The 16,391-nt window shown below is 56.9% G+C and carries 16 protein-coding genes and 3 pseudogenes; 10 read left to right on the top strand and 9 right to left on the bottom strand.

All coding sequences use genetic code 11. The annotated features are described in order from the left end of the window. Nucleotides 1-36: 36 nt before the first annotated feature. Entirely contained in the window at nt 37-744 is a 708-nt protein-coding gene (locus tag HUE57_RS05115) for a sulfite exporter TauE/SafE family protein (protein ID WP_078482104.1), read from the bottom strand. Between the two features lie 723 nt (nt 745-1,467). On the opposite strand from HUE57_RS05115, the gene HUE57_RS05110 reads away from it, so the two are divergent. The 4 genes from HUE57_RS05110 (at nt 1,468) to HUE57_RS05095 (ending at nt 3,953) form a co-directional block, all read left to right on the top strand. After that, complete coding sequence (locus HUE57_RS05110; RefSeq protein WP_174672826.1) at nt 1,468-1,722, top strand: hypothetical protein; 255 nt, start codon at nt 1,468-1,470, stop codon at nt 1,720-1,722. Between the two features lie 7 nt (nt 1,723-1,729). Continuing rightward, entirely contained in the window at nt 1,730-2,542 is an 813-nt protein-coding gene (gene mutM, locus HUE57_RS05105; protein ID WP_078482102.1) for a bifunctional DNA-formamidopyrimidine glycosylase/DNA-(apurinic or apyrimidinic site) lyase, read from the top strand. Between the two features lie 71 nt (nt 2,543-2,613). After that, nucleotides 2,614-3,549, top strand: coding sequence for a cation diffusion facilitator family transporter (locus HUE57_RS05100; RefSeq protein WP_078482101.1), 936 nt, complete (start codon nt 2,614-2,616; stop codon nt 3,547-3,549). After that, nucleotides 3,546-3,953: a SixA phosphatase family protein gene (locus tag HUE57_RS05095; RefSeq protein ID WP_078482100.1), complete on the top strand. Its 408-nt coding sequence runs from the start codon at nt 3,546-3,548 to the stop codon at nt 3,951-3,953. The genes HUE57_RS05100 and HUE57_RS05095 overlap by 4 nt, the downstream gene beginning before the upstream one ends. Nucleotides 3,954-4,078: 125 nt before the next feature. Here the strand turns inward: HUE57_RS05095 and HUE57_RS05090 are convergent, their stop codons facing one another. Together HUE57_RS05090 and HUE57_RS05085 are read right to left on the bottom strand one after the other, a co-directional pair. Then, entirely contained in the window at nt 4,079-4,900 is an 822-nt protein-coding gene (locus HUE57_RS05090; protein WP_078482099.1) for a glycosyltransferase family 2 protein, read from the bottom strand. Between the two features lie 98 nt (nt 4,901-4,998). Next, nucleotides 4,999-6,276: pseudogene (locus HUE57_RS05085) on the bottom strand (gamma-glutamyltransferase family protein); the annotation flags it as partial. Nucleotides 6,277-6,299: 23 nt separating this feature from the next. Between HUE57_RS05085 and HUE57_RS05080 the strand changes: the two are divergent. After that, nucleotides 6,300-6,737: a hypothetical protein gene (locus tag HUE57_RS05080; protein WP_174672825.1), complete on the top strand. Its 438-nt coding sequence runs from the start codon at nt 6,300-6,302 to the stop codon at nt 6,735-6,737. A gap of 102 nt (nt 6,738-6,839) precedes the next feature. Here HUE57_RS05080 and HUE57_RS05075 read toward each other — a convergent pair. The 4 genes and pseudogenes from HUE57_RS05075 to rsmD form a co-directional block, all read right to left on the bottom strand. Next, a pseudogene (locus HUE57_RS05075) lies at nt 6,840-7,217 on the bottom strand (gamma-glutamyltransferase); the annotation flags it as partial. Nucleotides 7,218-7,282: 65 nt separating this feature from the next. Then, entirely contained in the window at nt 7,283-7,531 is a 249-nt protein-coding gene (locus tag HUE57_RS05070) for a YfhL family 4Fe-4S dicluster ferredoxin (RefSeq protein WP_078482097.1), read from the bottom strand. Between the two features lie 56 nt (nt 7,532-7,587). Continuing rightward, nucleotides 7,588-8,064, bottom strand: coding sequence for a pantetheine-phosphate adenylyltransferase (gene coaD / locus HUE57_RS05065; RefSeq protein WP_078482096.1), 477 nt, complete (start codon nt 8,062-8,064; stop codon nt 7,588-7,590). Nucleotides 8,065-8,079: 15 nt separating this feature from the next. After that, a pseudogene (gene rsmD, locus HUE57_RS05060) lies at nt 8,080-8,631 on the bottom strand (16S rRNA (guanine(966)-N(2))-methyltransferase RsmD); the annotation flags it as partial. 173 nt (nt 8,632-8,804) lie between these two features. Here rsmD and HUE57_RS05055 point away from each other — a divergent pair. Next, nucleotides 8,805-9,329 (top strand): hypothetical protein, encoded by a 525-nt coding sequence (locus HUE57_RS05055; protein WP_174672823.1) that lies wholly within the window; start codon nt 8,805-8,807, stop codon nt 9,327-9,329. Nucleotides 9,330-9,419: 90 nt separating this feature from the next. On the opposite strand, the gene HUE57_RS05050 is transcribed toward HUE57_RS05055, so the two are convergent. Together HUE57_RS05050 and HUE57_RS05045 are read right to left on the bottom strand one after the other, a co-directional pair. Beyond that, entirely contained in the window at nt 9,420-10,727 is a 1,308-nt protein-coding gene (locus HUE57_RS05050; protein WP_236860689.1) for a M16 family metallopeptidase, read from the bottom strand. A 111-nt stretch (nt 10,728-10,838) separates the two neighbouring features. Beyond that, nucleotides 10,839-12,110: a M16 family metallopeptidase gene (locus tag HUE57_RS05045; protein WP_174672822.1), complete on the bottom strand. Its 1,272-nt coding sequence runs from the start codon at nt 12,108-12,110 to the stop codon at nt 10,839-10,841. Between the two features lie 95 nt (nt 12,111-12,205). Here HUE57_RS05045 and ftsY point away from each other — a divergent pair, with 95 nt between their 5' ends. The 4 genes from ftsY (at nt 12,206) to HUE57_RS05025 (ending at nt 16,360) form a co-directional block, all read left to right on the top strand. Further along, nucleotides 12,206-13,192 carry a signal recognition particle-docking protein FtsY gene (gene ftsY / locus HUE57_RS05040; protein ID WP_078482137.1) on the top strand — a complete coding sequence of 329 codons (987 nt, stop codon included), beginning with the start codon at nt 12,206-12,208 and terminating at the stop codon, nt 13,190-13,192. A 36-nt stretch (nt 13,193-13,228) separates the two neighbouring features. Beyond that, nucleotides 13,229-13,903, top strand: coding sequence for a cell division ATP-binding protein FtsE (gene ftsE / locus HUE57_RS05035; protein WP_078482085.1), 675 nt, complete (start codon nt 13,229-13,231; stop codon nt 13,901-13,903). After that, complete coding sequence (ftsX, locus tag HUE57_RS05030; protein ID WP_078482084.1) at nt 13,900-14,877, top strand: permease-like cell division protein FtsX; 978 nt, start codon at nt 13,900-13,902, stop codon at nt 14,875-14,877. The genes ftsE and ftsX overlap by 4 nt, the downstream gene beginning before the upstream one ends. 94 nt (nt 14,878-14,971) lie before the next feature. Further along, a complete protein-coding gene (locus tag HUE57_RS05025) occupies nt 14,972-16,360 on the top strand; it encodes a GGDEF domain-containing response regulator (RefSeq protein WP_078482083.1) in 1,389 nt (462 codons plus the stop codon). The last annotated feature ends 31 nt before the right edge of the window (nt 16,361-16,391 follow it).

Genomic DNA, 16,391 nt, shown 5'->3' with positions numbered 1-16,391 from the left:
AAAACCTCAATCAGGTGCGTTTAGCTTCAAATCTGTTTAGCTGAGTATCGTGACCAGTGGCCCGACCAGCGCCATAACTATCAGCATTGAGCCTGCAATACGTCTCGCAAGCGGGTACTGTGCATACCGCGTTATTGTGCCTGCTAGCATACCCGCGCTGGTCACTGCCGGTAAAGTCCCCACACCAAACAGGAGCATAAACAACGCGCCGTTAAGCGCACTGCCAGCGCTAATGGTCCAGATCAACGCCGTATAGACCAGACCGCAGGGCAGCCAACCCCAGATAACGCCATAGAGCAGTGCCTGCAGTGGTGAGCTGACAGGTAATAATCTGCGTCCGATCGGCTCAAGGCGATTCCACAGCGGGATGCCGATCTTCTCGATCATGGCAAAACGCGGGAACCAGCCCGCCAGATAGAGGCCAATCGCCGCCATCAGCAATGCGGCAGCCCCCTGAATAATGATAAAACCGTAGGTCTGATCGAAAGACTCCAGCAGAGCGCCCCCCATCGAACCAACCAGTGCACCGGCAACGGTATAGCTCCCAACACGTCCGATGCTGTAGGCGAGCAGATAGCCTCCCAGTCGCAACGGTTGATCGCGTACCACCTTGGGCAGGCTAAAGGTGAGCACACCCATGATACCGCCGCACATGCCTAAACAGTGCAGGGTACTGAGAAATCCGATCAGCAGCGCCGAGAGCAGTGGGTACTCGAGTGGCAGGTTGTAAGCGAGTGAATCCATAGTTCCTAACAGCAATAAATGAGCGCTAAGGCTAGCACGCTAGGCTATCCCATCGTAGCAGCAATAGAGGCATGGCCGGTGCAATCGATTACAATCAGCACCTCCAACAGAGAGTTATCTGCACGTGAAAGCAGCCAGTCCTAGCTCAACATCCGATGCTGCTGCCGCGGCAGCACCTCTCAGTCGCTGGTGCGCTATCATGACAGGAAAGGTGAGAACAGGTGTTCACACAGCCACTTGACCGATCAGCACGCGAGCAGGGTCTCGCTCGAGATTGAGCGCCAGGTCGCGACACAATCGAGGCTACAGTAAGACCGGTATCCCAATCGGCGCATGCAGAGACCGACCGATCACTCGCTGCCAACACGCTATCGTAAGGTGCCCTGCTACTGAACCCACCACTACTGCTGACGCCGCAGTCGCTTACTCGGAAAGGGCGATCTGAGCGATTGAGGCCTGAACAGACAGATCACCCTACAGCTCGATCAACTCACGCTCCGCTTTGGTGATAGCGAACCGCTCAACCACTATCGCTATGTAATAGTTGGCGAGACCATCCACCTGATCGACGACCTTACCTATCTACACCTCAGCGCTGATTGGAGCCGCTTTGTCTCACCCACCCTGCTCAGCGCAGAGAGACTGAACCACATAGCCCTTCCCGATCGAACGCTTCAGCTCGACAGTGATCAGCATTGGCAATTATCCCCATCAGAGATCGTGATGGATGGCGACGCCATCACCGCACTGGTAGAGAGCTGGCAGGGTGCCGAGGCGATTGAGGTCACCCCCTATCGGGATGAGCCATCCATAGCGACCATTACCCTCACACCACGTGGTGGCGATACGATCACCCTGAAGATGCTAGCCACCACACCGGAGTTGATCCTGGCCCGCGCCGAGCTCGGCATTCGCTACCACTTCTCCGCAGAGCAGGCCGCAGCGCTTCTACCCAACCTGACCACAGAGTTGAAGTGAGCAAACGATGCCAGAACTCCCCGAGGTAGAGACAACGCGCCGTGGAATCGAGCCACACCTGAAGGGTGCAACCATTGATCAGGTGGTGGTTCGCCAAGCAAAACTGCGCTGGCCGATACCGCGAGGACTCGATCAGAAGCTGGCCGGTGAATCGGTAGTTACCGTCGGCCGCCGCGCCAAATACCTGTTACTGCAGACCGCCCCCGGCACCCTGATCCTGCACCTCGGTATGTCGGGAAGCCTGCGCATCACCGCCAGCGATACCCCCGCTGGAAAACATGACCACTTCGATATCCGTTTTGGTGATCAGCTGCTGCGCCTTAACGATCCACGCCGCTTCGGTGCGGTACTCTGGTGCCGTGGCGATCCCGCCAAACACAAACTGCTCGCCACGCTTGGCCCTGAACCGCTCGATGAACGGTTCGATGGCGACCATCTCCACACGCTCTCCCGTGGGCGCCGCGTGGCGGTGAAGCAGTTCATCATGGATGGCAAGGTAGTGGTTGGTGTCGGCAACATCTACGCCAGCGAGTCGCTGTTTCGTGCCCGCATCCACCCGCGCACGGCTGCCGGCAAGATCTCCCGCACCCGCTATCTGGCCCTGACCGAGACGATCAAAGAGGTGCTGAGCGAGGCGATCACCCAGGGCGGTACCACCCTGCGTGATTTTACCGGCAGCGACGGCAAACCCGGCTACTTTACCCAGCAACTCAACGTCTATGGCCGCACCGGTGAGCCGTGTCCACTCTGTGCAACCCCAATCAAACAACTCACACTCGGGCAGCGCTCGACCTTCTACTGCCCCAGCTGTCAGCACTGACACCTTTCTTCAGCCCACCCGGGTGATAAAATGGCACGATTACTCACCATTGTCAGGGAAGCCGTGTAACGATGTCCGCCTCATCCTCGAAACTAGTGATCTATGCCGCGCTGATCGGCAACGCACTAATCTCTCTGACCAAGTTTATCGCCGCCTTTATCACCGGCAGCTCAGCGATGCTCTCCGAGGGAATCCACTCGCTGGTCGATACCGGCAATCAGGTCCTACTGCTCTACGGCATGAAGCGCGCTGCCCGCCCCGCCGATGAGCAGTTCCCCTTCGGCCACGGCAAGGAGATCTACTTCTGGAGCTTCGTGGTGGCGATCCTGATCTTCGCCGTCGGCGCAGGCGTTTCGATCTACGAGGGTATCCACCGCCTGCAGCACCCTGCACCGATTCAAAACGTGCATATCAACTACATTGTGCTGGGGCTGGCGATTCTCTTCGAGGGCGTCGCCTGGTTCTTTGCACTGCGGGAGTTCACCCGTGCCAAGGGCAAGTGGGGGTATATCGAGGCGGTACAGCGCGGTAAGGACCCCTCGATGTTTGTGGTGCTGTTCGAGGACTCGGCTGCGATTATCGGCCTGCTGGTCGCACTGATCGCCACCTGGCTGGGCGATATCAGTGGCAACCTCTACTTTGACGGCGCCGCCTCGGTCATCATCGGCCTGATCCTCGCTGGCGCCGCCGTCTGGCTCGCCTATGAGACCAAAGGTCTATTGATTGGTGAGAGCGCCAACCAGCGCGTGGTTGATGGCATTCGCGAGATCACTGGACGTCACACACAGATCACCACCATCAACGAGGTGCTGACCATGCACATGGGGCCCGATTTCATTCTCGCCACCCTCAGCGTCGACTTTGTTGACGAGATCAGTGCCGCCAACGTCGAGTCCGCCATCGCCACCCTCGACAACACCATCAAACAGCACTACCCAGAGGTGAAGCGCCTCTACATCGAAGCTGAATCACGCAAAAACTTCCTTCAACAGCAGGCCACATCATGAAACGTCTCACCATTCTTCGCCATGCCACGGCCAGCATGATGCAGCTGGTCGCCGATGATTTTGAACGTACTCTGGAACCGAGAGGTGAAGAGGAAGCCGCCGAGATGGGGCGACAGCTGAGTAAGCGGCAGATCAAGCCCGAGCAGCTTGTCAGCAGCCCTGCCAAACGAGCTATCACCACAGCAGCTATCGTTGCGGGTGAACTCCACTATCCTGTCGATGACATCGCGATCGAAGCGGAAATCTATAACGCTGAACTACAGACACTGCTCGATATCGTGCAGCACTTCAGCAACCGCTTCGACCACGTCATGCTGGTCGGCCACAACCCCGGCTTGAGCGAACTGGGCCACTACCTGACGGGTCAGGGACAGGCACTCCCCCCCCCGCTGGCGTACTGGTAATCGACTTCGATCTCGATAGCTGGGATCAAGTCTGGCAGGAGAGTGGAACTTTACGCCATCAAATATCGTCTTAACTCAGCCTCCTCTTCAAGCTGAGGCAGCTGACACTCTTTGTCTAGTGATCGTCAGGGAAGAAGCTCGGGACGCCCTTGCTCACCGAATGCCTTTCTGCCCAATAGGTAAGCAAGAACGCCCCTTGCCTGACAGCCATATTCAAGACGCTTCATTGGATCCAACCTTGTCACGCTCTTAATCCAATAAATCAATGCCCTGCGAAGAGCCTTCATATAAAAGCCTCTCCTTTCATGCTTATCCTTGAAATAGGACCATGACCATCCATAGTGCCAACTCTTCATCCTTTGAGCGTCACTATTGATAATGCATGACTGACCTTTTTGGTGCAGCACAAGAAAATCGGTAAATTGCAATATTTTCTGACCAGAATCTATGACACGCTGACACAGATCACTATCTTCAAAATAGAGAAAAATATTCTCATCAAATAAACCGATTTCTCTAACCGCCTCAACATCGATCAACATAATTGAGCCACTAATCCAGCGCCGCTCTTTAGCGCCATCAAAAGTCTGTGCATCGGTTGTCACGGCGGGTGCAACGAGAGGAGACTCACCCTTATGCTCTTTTGCTCGCTGCATTAGTTTGACAACCATCTCAACATCAATATTGATATCGGGATTAATCAATAACACATATTCTGTATCGCAAACGGAAAGACCTGCATTGGCTGCACGCCCGTAACCTGCGTTCTGCCCCATCTCAAGAAGATTGACGTTGGAAAATTCTTTTTTAACTGCTTCGACAGACTCAGGCTCACTGCCGTTATCAACTATCACGACAGGAAATCGATTCGAGTCAATCAGTGACTTTAAATTAGAAGAAATAGCAAGATGGCTGTTATAGGCAACAGTAATAATTGTTAATGACATAAAAATCCTTTTAAGCGGCAAAAATATCGACAAATCTTTAGTACGTCACACCTCACCACTTGCAACACACCGCCGCGAGGATAATTTTACCACACACATTATCTAACCTCTGCTCGCCCTTCGACGCGCGGATCGCTCGCCGCCTCAACACGGTTACCTTTGCGATTCCACCAGACTGCCTGCATGTTGCCCCAGCTGCGTTCCGAGGCTTTTAGCTTATGACCAAGCGCCACCAGTCCCTCCACTTCTGATTTACTCAAGGCAGCCTGCTCGTAGAAGATGGTGTCGGGCAGATACTGATGGTGAATGCGTGGGCGTGATACCCATGCATCAGGGGCCTTGCCCTCAACGACCTCAAGGATGCCGAGCAGCACCATGGTGATAATACGACTGCCGCCGGGTGTGCCGAGAATCGCCACCCCATCCGGGCCACTAACAAAGGTTGGACTCATGCTGGAGAGCATGCGCTTGCCCGGTTCGATGGCGTTCTCCTCCGCGCCGACTAGACCATAGACGTTGGGTGTACCCGGCTTGGCGGAGAAGTCATCCATCTCATCGTTGAGCAAAACACCGGTCCCAGGCGGCATATAACCAGAACCGAAGGGGTAGTTGATACTCAGCGTGGCAGAGACATAGCTGCCCTCACGGTCGAGAATCGAGAAGTGGGTGGTGTCGTTGCCACCCGGTTCAACCGCAAAACCGGGTAGATCACTGCTCGGGGTCGCTCGCCTGGGATTGATTGAGGCACGCAGCCCACTAGCATATTTGGGGTCGATCAACCGCTCAATCGGCACCTCGACATAATCGCTGTCCCCCAGATACTCGGTACGATCACGGTAGGCACGGCGCATCGCCTCGACGATCAGGTGGGTCTGTGTCACCTCATCCATCTCGGCCAGATCGTAACCATCGAGGATATTAAGCATCGTTGCCAGTGCGATACCGCCCGATGAGGGGGGCGGTGCCGAACTGACCTTCAGACCACGATAGGTAGAGCGAATCGGTTCACGCTCGACCACCCGGTAGTTGCGCAGATCACGCTGCGTCCAGATGCCCCCGGCATGGTGCACCTGTTTGACCAGCATCTCGCCGATCGGGCCCGCATAGAAACCGTCTCTACCGTATTTGGCGAGCTGTTCCAGGGTGCGCGCCAGATCGGGCTGACGAATCAGATAACCCTCAGGCGGCACCTCACCCTCTTTGAGGAATACCTTCGCAGCAGCCGGTGAAGCGCGCAGTGCTTCGAGCCTGAATCCCGCCATGCGACGATAGTGCGGGGTGACCTTGAAACCCTCTTTGGCAGCACGGATCGCCGGTGCCAGCGCCTGTTTCAGCGACAGCTGACCATAGTATTTGGTGATATGGACCAGCGCTGCCGGCTCACTCGGGAGTCGCTATTTTGCGGAAGCATGTTTTGGGCATCCAAGCCCAAGCAAGCGGCAAATACTTAACGCGACCGTTTATGCCTACGGCGCCCCGACCGTCCTGCGTTCGTTGCGTAATCACCTCTTCGCGGCTCTACACAACTCCCTCAGTGACTCTACGCCGACATAAAGCCGCTGCTGCATCTTCTTCGTCGTTCGCTCACGCTCTCAACTACGAATATGCAGACGGCGTCGACTATCGCGGACTAACCGCCTTCGCTTCGCTATCCATGGCGGTCAGCGGGGGAGTCGCTATTTTTGCGAGAGTTTGTTTTGGGCATCCAAGCCCAAGCAAACAGCAAAAACTTCACGCGACCGTTTATGCCTGCGGCGCCCCGACCGTCCTGCGTACGTTGCGTAATCACCTCTTCGCGGCTCTACACAACTCCCTCAGTGACTCTACGCCGACATAAGCCGCTGCTGCTATCTTCTCCGTCGTTCGCTCGCGCTCTCAACTACGAATAGGCAGACGGCGTCGACTATCGGGGACTAACCGCCCTCACTTCGCTCTCCATGGCGGTCAGCGCCGGAATGCCTGCTGCCAGCGGGCCATCAACCGAGAGTCCCTCAACTACAGCACCACTCTTATCGAGATAGAGATCACGATGCGCCTCAAGCGGCGCCCGCTCCCGCCCATCGACCATCACCTCATAACCATCCTCAGCTCGGTGCAGCATCCAGAAACCACCACCTCCGATGCCTGAACTGTAGGGTTCCACCACCGCCAGTACCGCCGAGACCGCTACAGCGGCATCGAAGGCGTTACCGCCAGCAGCCAGGATCTCATGACCCGCCTCGGTGGCAGCGGGGTGCGCCGTGGCTACGGCAGCCGCGGGTGGTGCGGCCTGCAGTGGCAGCGCGATAAGTAGTAGCAAACAGAGTATGTAACGCATCAATCTCTCCCAAATAGAAAAGGGGCCCGAAGGCCCCTCAACATTACCGATTCTTCAACACCAAGTCAGTCGGCGGTCAGCTTCTCATACTTTGCCTGTAGCTGGTCATTGCTCTCGGTGTGTTCCGGATCAATCAGAATGCAGTCTACCGGGCAGACCTCGATGCACTGCGGCTCGTCGTAGTGACCAACACACTCGGTGCAGAGAGTGTGATCAATCTCATAGATCTCATCACCCTGGGTAATGGCGCCATTGGGGCACTCCGGCTCACAGACGTCGCAGTTAATACACTCTTCATTGATCAGCAAAGCCATCGAAATTCTCCAGAAAAATCTGCCACTCGGGCACCATATATTAGAGCCGCGCTATATTAGCGCATTCTGTCTTTTAGTGCAGCCACAACCTTCTCATGGACAAAGGGGCTGATATCCCCACCCAGTGCTGCAATCTCCCGCACCAGGCTCGATGAGATGTATGTAAACTGCTCGGCCGGGGTGAGGAACATCGTCTCTACCTCGGGGGCTAGATGGCGATTCATGCTCGCCAACTGAAACTCATGTTCAAAGTCTGAGACCGCACGCAGACCACGCAGGATCACGTCACCGCCCCGCTCCTTCACAAAGTCGACCAGTAACGACTCGAAACCGGTCACCTCGACATTTTTGACCTCGGCCAGCGCGGTTCGTGCAAAGTCGACCCGCTCCTCAATGGTAAAGGCGGGCTGCTTCGGCACATTCACCGCAATCGCCACCACCACCTTGTCGAACAGCCGCGAGGCGCGATTCACCAGATCGATATGTCCGTTGGTAATCGGATCGAAGGTGCCAGGGTAGATCGCTATAGCCATAAATCTCTGCTCACTCTATTCGCCCGCCTGCCGGGTCGCCAGATGATACCCCACTTGCCCAGCAACCTTGCTACGCAGTAGTGACCACCCCTTTGGCAACTGCGGCTCTCCCAGCTCCCGCTCCAGCTCCAGATAGATATGGGCATTCGCTGTCAGCCACCCTCCTGACTCGAGTCGCTGGCAACACTCAGCCACCAACTCCTGACGGAAAGGTGGATCGAGAAAGACGATATCGAACGGCTGTTCCACACGCTCAAGATAGGCAAGCGCATCGGCCTGCACCACAGAGACCCGGTCACTTTTGAGCGTATCGATATTGTGCCGAAGCTGTCTCACCACGCCATGATCTCGATCAACCATCACCACCCGATCCGCACCCCGTGAGGCGGCCTCAAGCCCCAACGCACCACTGCCGGCATAGAGATCAAGACAGCGCGCCCCACCAAGCACCGGCATCAACCAGTTAAACAGCGTCTCGCGCACCCGATCGGGGGTCGGTCGTAGCCCCTCCACATCGGGAATAGGGAATTTTCGCCCCCTCCAACTGCCACCAATGATGCGTAACTGCCCGACTCTCTTTTCACCGCCAAACTCAACTCACATTTAATCAATATCAAGGCTGGTTATTCTAACCGCTCGACACAATAGAGCACGTCGGTACTTCATCAGCCTCAGCCCAACTTGCCTAAAACCGATACAAGCGCTATACAAAACAATAAGATAGCCGACAGGATGCCACTATGAAGATTGCCCCCCCCGATGACGACCTGCAGCTTCGCACCATGGTCAAGTCAAATGAAAAGAGCAGCGAGGTCCACGATGTCGACATTGTCGAACCCTACGCGCCGATCAAATCGACCGAGGAGCGCAAGGTGCGCATGCCTCGCGAGGGGGAGGAGCGGCGCCACGCACAACGCCGCCGGGAGCAGCAGAAGGTGCTACTCGATACCCGCGATGAGCACGAGCGGCGTGCCGCCGCGCGTCGCCATCAAGATCGTGACCATCTCGATGAGGAGCCTGAAGAGATTCGCCCCACGGCATCGATCCGGGAGTCGCTATTTTTGCGAAAGTTTGTTTTGGGCATCCAAGCCCAAGCAAACAGCAAAACTTCACGCGACCGTTTATGCCTGCGGCGCCCGACGTCCTGCGTACGTTGCGTAATCACCTCTTCGCGGCTCTACACAACTCCCTCAGTGACTCTACGCCGACATAAAGCCGCTGCTGCATCTTCTCCGTCGTTCGCTCGCGCTCTCAACTACGAATAGGCAGACGGCGTCGACTATCGGGGACTAACCGCCCTCACTTCGCTCTCCATGGCGGTCAGCGGTCGAGGCCTAACGCCTCAACGGCGACAGCTACTCCGTCTCCACCCCACCACCGACAATCACCGTCACCATCCGCTCTGGATTGAGCCGGGCACGAAAACGCTGCGCCACACCCTCGCGCTGTAGCGCCTCAATACGGGCGTTAAATGTGTCGAGATAGTCGAGTGGCAGCCCGTAGAAACCGATCATCGCCAGATAGCCGATGATCTTCTTGTTGCTATCGATGCGCAGCGGGAAGCCGCCGGTAATGTTTTTGCGCGATGCGATGAACTCCTTGTCGCTCGCCCCCTTGTCGAGATACGTCTGCAAGGTCTCACGCAGCAGCTTAATCGCCTCATCACGCTGCTCATTCTTGGTCTTCAGTCCCATCTGGAACGGCCCACTTTCGGCCATTGGCGAAAAATAGCTATAGACGCTGTAGGTGAGGCCGCGCTTCTCACGAATCTCATCACTTAACTTCGATGAGAGACCACTACCACCCAAGACATGGTTGGCCAGATAGAGGGCAAAGTGGTCTGCTTCACCGCGACGTATACCGGGCTGACCAATCAGCACCGTGGTCTGGCTGGAGCTGTGGTTGATACGGATCGTCTTCGACTCGGTCAGTGCTGGCACCTTTGGCAGGGCAGCAGCCCGTTTGCCCTTGGGCAAATTCTTCACAAGACGCTCCGCCACCTGCTCAGCCCCTTTGCGATCGAGATCACCGACGATAGCGATCACCGCATTGGCGGCGACGTAGTAGCGTTGATGGAAGGCTGCCACATCCTTGCGCGTCAGTGCCGCAATGCTCTCTTCGGTACCATTTGAAGGCGAGGCGTAGGGGTGATCCCCATAGAGTGCTTTATAAAAAGCGCGACTCGCCACCGTACCCGGCGACTGCAATTTCATCCGCAACCCGACCTGCATGCGACTACGCTCACGTTCAAAAACGTCTTTATCAAAACGCGGCTTGACCAGTAGTGTCGCCAGAGTATCGAGCGACTGATCGAGAATCGGGCCGTCGCTGAGGGTGCGCAGCGTTACCAATCCCATATCGCGCAGCGCATCGTTGCCGAAGTTGGCGCCCACCCCCTCAAAACGAGCCGCAATCTGCTCGCTACTCCACTCACCTGCACCCTCAGCGAGCAGACCGTTAGTCAACGAGGCGAGGCCCGCTTTACCTCCATCACGGGCACTACCGGCATCGAAGACCACACGCAGATCGACCATCGGCAGGCCTCGCGCCTCGACAAAGTAGACCCGCGCACCGTTCGAGGTGGTCCAGTGCTCGATATCGGGTGAGGCCATTAGCAGCGCGGGGATCAGTGCAACGGCGGCACACGCACTCTCAATACACACGTTGAATTGGTTTCCACCGTGACGCTACTCCTGCAGGTAGCAAGGGTCGCGCGGACTTACCTGTCCATCGGCGCGGGCCAGTACCTTCCACACGTCGAGCTCTCATGCGACTCAGATATTTTTCGCGACGCTGCTACCTGCGGCCGGGGTGATACTGCGCACCCGCTCGACATACTCATCGAGGTGTTTCCAACCGAGTCCGATTGTCTCCAGGGTGCCGATCTGCATCGCCTGGTAAAAGATTGAATCGCGTTCATAGACGGCAGCGGCCACTACCTGCGCCTTGACCCGCTTCATCTCATCAGCTCCGACCGGCTCGTTTTTAATCTTCTCAATCTGCTCACGCAGCCCCTGCTCTACCGCTTCAACACTCTGTCCCTCTGCGGGAATACCGTCGAAGAGGAACAGATCAGAGAGTCGGTCGTAGAGGCCATAACCGGCACCGGCACTGGCGGCGATCTGACTGCCTCGTACCAGTGTGTTGGCCAACCGTGCACTATCACCACCATCTAGAATGCCGGCCAGCACCTCCAGTGCGTAGGGCTCCCAGTCGGCCTCAGTAGTGTTGAGTACCGGCGCCTTGTAACCCATCAGTAGATAGGGTTGGCGCGCTGGCAGCTTGACGTTGATACGACGAATACCGAGCTGCTCGGGTTCAATACGTGGCTTGAGCGGTTTCAGATCACTTGGCTTGAGTGGTCCGAAGTGCTGCTTGGCCAACGCATATACCTCTTCGGGAACGACATCACCCGCCACCACCAGAGTAGCGTTGTTAGGGGCATACCAACGCTGGTACCAGGCGCGCAGGTCTTCGACCTCCATACTCTCCAGATCGTTCATCCAACCAATCACCGGCATCCGATAGGGGCTGGCGGTGAAGGCGGTGGCACGGAACTGCTCGTAGGTCATCGCCGTCGGCTTGTCCTCGGTGCGGGTACGTCGCTCCTCGATCACCACCTGGCGCTCCTTGTGAAACTCCTCCTCGGGCAACAGTAGACCCCGCATTCGGTCCGCCTCCAGCTCGAAGGCGATCGGCAGACGACTCTTCTCCAGGCGCTGAAAGTAGGCCGTATAGTCGAGACTGGTAAAGGCGTTCTCGCTGCCGCCGTTCTCAGCGATGATGCGTGAGAATTCACCCGGCGCGTGTTTCTTGGTCCCTTTGAACATCATATGTTCAAGCACATGGGAGACACCGGTAATGCCGTCGTGCTCATAGCTTGAGCCGACCTTGTACCAGATCTGAGAGACCACCACGGGCGCGCGGTGGTCCTCATGCACAATAATCTTGAGTCCATTTTCAAGTCGATACTCATGGGCACTATCGTTTGCCAGCGTTACTGCCGGCAGCAGTAGAATAGAGATGGATAAGAGGCGTTTCAGCATAGTTCTCACTCTGAATTTGTTAATTGTTCTTCGGCCTACTCCAGGCACCGTGCGGATGTTACGATACCGCACTCCCCGATACGACCACGATTGCCATGTTTGGTTTCAAAAAAGAGAAGAGTAGCCCAGAAGAGAAGCCCGTAGAGAAGAAGGGGCTATTCGGCCGTATACGCCAGGGGCTGAGCCGCACCCGCGAGGTGCTCAATACCGATGTGCGCGACCTGATCGCCGCCAAGCGCACCATCGACGATGAGGTGCTCGAAGAGCTCGAGACCCAGCTGCTGCTGGCCGACGTTGGTATTGAGGCGACTCAGTCGATTATTGCCGAGCTGACGGAACGTGTTTCACGCCAGGAGCTCGACGACGCTGAGGCACTGTTCGCCGCCCTGCGTGAACAGATGATCGCCATTCTTGAGCCCTGCGCCAAACCACTCGACCCGCCTAGCGACATCAAACCCTTCACCATCCTGATGGTCGGTATCAACGGTGCTGGCAAGACCACCACCATCGGCAAGCTTGCTCGTCGTTTTCAGGATCAGGGCCGTTCGGTGGTACTCGCGGCCGGCGACACCTTCCGTGCCGCCGCCGTCGAGCAGTTGCAGACCTGGGGTGAGCGCAACAACATCAACGTCATCGCCCAGCACAGCGGTGCCGACTCCGCCTCGGTTATCTTCGACGGTGTCGAGGCCGCAACGGCACGCAATACAGACATCCTGATCGCTGACACCGCCGGTCGACTCCATACCCAGGGCAACCTGATGGAGGAGTTGAAGAAGATCAAACGGGTAATGGGTAAAAAGAATGAACAGGCACCACATGAGGTGATGCTGGTTGTCGACGCTGGCACTGGGCAGAATGCGCTCAACCAGGCGGAGCAGTTCCACAATGCGGTCGGCCTGACTGGTATAACCCTGACCAAGCTCGACGGTACCGCCAAGGGCGGCATCGTCATCGCCATCGCCAAACGACTTGGCATCCCGATCCGTTTCATCGGTGTGGGTGAGGGAATCGAGGATCTACGCCCCTTCGATGCCAGCGAGTTTGTCGATGCCCTGCTACAGACGCAGGGCGAAGAACAATAATAACTAAACTGCAGGAGAGGCCTGTTCGGCTCAAAGATGATCCGTTTCGATAACGTCAGCAAACGCTACGCCGAGGGTCACGATGCGCTACGCAACGTCAACTTCCACCTCGAAAGCGGCGAGTTCGCATTCCTCACCGGCCACTCCGGTGCCGGCAAGAGCACCTTGCTGAAACTAATTGCCCTCATCGAACACCCCACACGCGGACAGGTAGTGATCGATGGACAGAACATGGCGCGCATCAAACGACGCCAGATCCCCTATGTACGGCGCAAGGTGGGGCTGATCTTTCAAAACCACCGCCTGCTCTGTGACCGCACCGTATTTGAGAATGTCGCCCTACCGCTGGTGATCGAAGGGTATCGTCCCCGAGAGATCGGCCGCCGCGTGCGCGCGGCGCTAGATAAGGTAGGACTGCTGAGACAGGAGCGGGCCTTACCGATCAGCCTCTCTGGCGGCGAGCAGCAGCGTGTCGGAATTGCACGAGCAGTGGTCAACAAACCACCGCTGCTACTGGCCGATGAGCCAACCGGCAACCTCGACCCCGAGCTCTCAGAGGAGATCATGGGGCTGTTCGAGCAGTTCAACCAGGTCGGGGTAACGGTGATTGTCGCCAGTCACGACCTGCACCTGATCAAACGTCTCGGACACCGCACCCTGGTGCTCGACCACGGCCAGATGCAGAGCGTCGTACCGAGATCAGGCAGATGAGTCGAAAAGAGCAGAGTCGTCGCAGCGAAGGGGCCAGCACCGCTCGCCCCGCCGGCCGTATCGACAGCTGGCTACGCAACCACCGTGACGCCTTCCATACCGGCCTCGATCCGCTGCTCAACACCCCCTTCTCAGCGCTGATGACCATTGCGGTAATCGGCATTGCCCTGGCACTACCTGCGGGGCTTTTCACCATTCTGACCACCCTGCAGCCGCTTGGTAGCAACCTTGAGGGAGCAGCTCAGATCTCAATATTTCTCAAACACGATCTGCAGCACGCCGACTCTCGATCACTGATCGACCAATTAGAACAGAACAGCGACATCGCCTCTGTGGAGACGATCTCTCGTGACAGCGCACTGCAGGAGTTCCGTAATCTCTCCGGATTCGAACAGGCGATTGATGCACTGCCAGAAAACCCTCTACCTGCAGTAGTCGTGGTTCTTCCTGCCGCCCATCTGAACGATCCGCTGATGATCGATCAGCTGGTCAACTCATTTCGCAGTGAACCGGAAGCAGAGCTGGTACAGCTCGACATGGCCTGGGTACAGCGACTCCACTCGCTGATGGCGCTCGGGCAGCGCGCTGTCACCATAATTGCTGCGCTGCTCACCCTGGCGGTGCTATTGGTGATCGGCAATACCATTCGCCTCGATGTACAGAACCGTCGGGAAGAGAGCGAGATTATTAAACTGATCGGTGGCACCGATGCCTTCATCCGCCGCCCCTTCCTCTACGGTGGCCTCTGGTACGGCCTCTGCGGTGGCTTTGCCGCTGTGCTGCTGGTCGGCATTGCCCTATGGCTACTTGAAGGCCCTGCCACGCGTCTCATTGGCCTCTACCACAGCACACTTGCACCTCCCCAACTCGACCTCACCACCACCGGCGCACTGCTCGGCGCAGGGGCACTGCTCGGTCTGTTCGGCTCGCAGATCGCGGTCGGTCGCCACCTGCGTGCCATCGAACCTCGTTAACGTTCCAACGCCGCACCGATTCGCTTACACTCCGTTGGGCAGGATCAAAACAATTAATAATAATCAATCCACCCTCATCAGGAGGGGCGCAGGTATGAGTGAAACCACCCGTATTCTGGTTGTGGATGGCTCCGAGGTCTCTCGTACCATCATCAGCCGCAGTCTCAACGATCAGCTTGATGATGCTGATATAACTGTCTGCGCCAATGCCGCTGAGGCCAACCAGCAGCTACAGCAGGCAGAATTCGACCTGATCACCACCTCACTGATGCTTCCCGATATCGATGGACTGGAGCTCTGTCGTCAGATTCGCGGCAGTGACAAACACCGTTTCACCCCGCTCATCGTTATCTCCGGTGATGCCGACGGCCGACTACTACGCGAGGGTTTTGCCGCCGGTGTCACCGACTACTATGACAAGAGCCGCGGATATAGCGGTTTTGCCCAGTTCATCAAACGCTTCACTCACCGCCAGAGTCGGCTCGAGGGTCATGCGCTATACGTTGAGGACAGCGCCACCGCAGCCGCCGTGAATGGTCAGATGATGCAACGCCATGGGCTGCGCATCACTCAGGTCGAATCTGCTGAGGGGGCGTTCGAGCTACTAAAAGAGTGCCTACCGGGTGGACCACGCTACCGCGATCCGTTCGATATCGTCATTACCGACTTCTTTCTCAAGGGCTCGATGACCGGTGGTGACCTGCTGCACGCGATCCGCACCCGCTTCAACCTCTCCCAACAGGAGATGCCAGTACTGGTGATTACTGGCAGTACCAGTGACGAACGCCAGGTGGAGGTGTTTCACGCCGGTGCCAACGACTTCGTCAGTAAGCCGATTGTTGAAGAGATCCTGATGGCTCGACTGCGCTCACTGCTGCTGATCAAACAGCAGTTCAGCGCACTGAGACGCCAGGCCGAGAAACTCCACCACCTCGCCATCACCGACATGCTCACCGGGGTGCGCAACAAGCGCTACCTACTCGATAATGGCGAGGACTTCCTCAATAACCAGCGCAATCAACCACTCTGGGCGATGCTGCTCGATATCGACCACTTCAAACAGATCAACGACACCCTGGGCCACATCACCGGCGACCGTGTACTCGAAGCGCTCGGCACACTACTGCTACAGAGCTTTCCCAAGGATTCGATGGTCGTACGCTTCGGTGGTGAGGAGTTTGCAGTCTTAATCCCTAACTGCAGCCGAGAAGAGGCCGTTGCACGGGCGGAAACGTTGCGTCTTGCGGTGGAGCGGTTACGACCTGTCGATATCGAGATCACCGCCAGCATCGGCATCTGCTCCACCCTCGATCACCCAGATCAGTCACTATCGAAGTTCCTCTCGCTCGCCGACAAGGCCCTATACGAGGCGAAGAGTCGTGGTCGTAACCAGTGCTGTATCTATACCCAACAGGGTATTGAGGCGATCACCCTATCCGTAAATACTCCCCCAACACTTGACGCACGAGGCGGAACTTCTTAGCTTATTGGCACTCCTAGGATGAGAGTGCTAA

Source organism: Candidatus Reidiella endopervernicosa (assembly GCF_013343005.1).
Lineage (GTDB): Bacteria > Pseudomonadota > Gammaproteobacteria.
The sequence above is the reverse complement of the archived record's forward strand: the minus strand, read 5'-3'. Positions and strand labels throughout refer to the sequence as shown.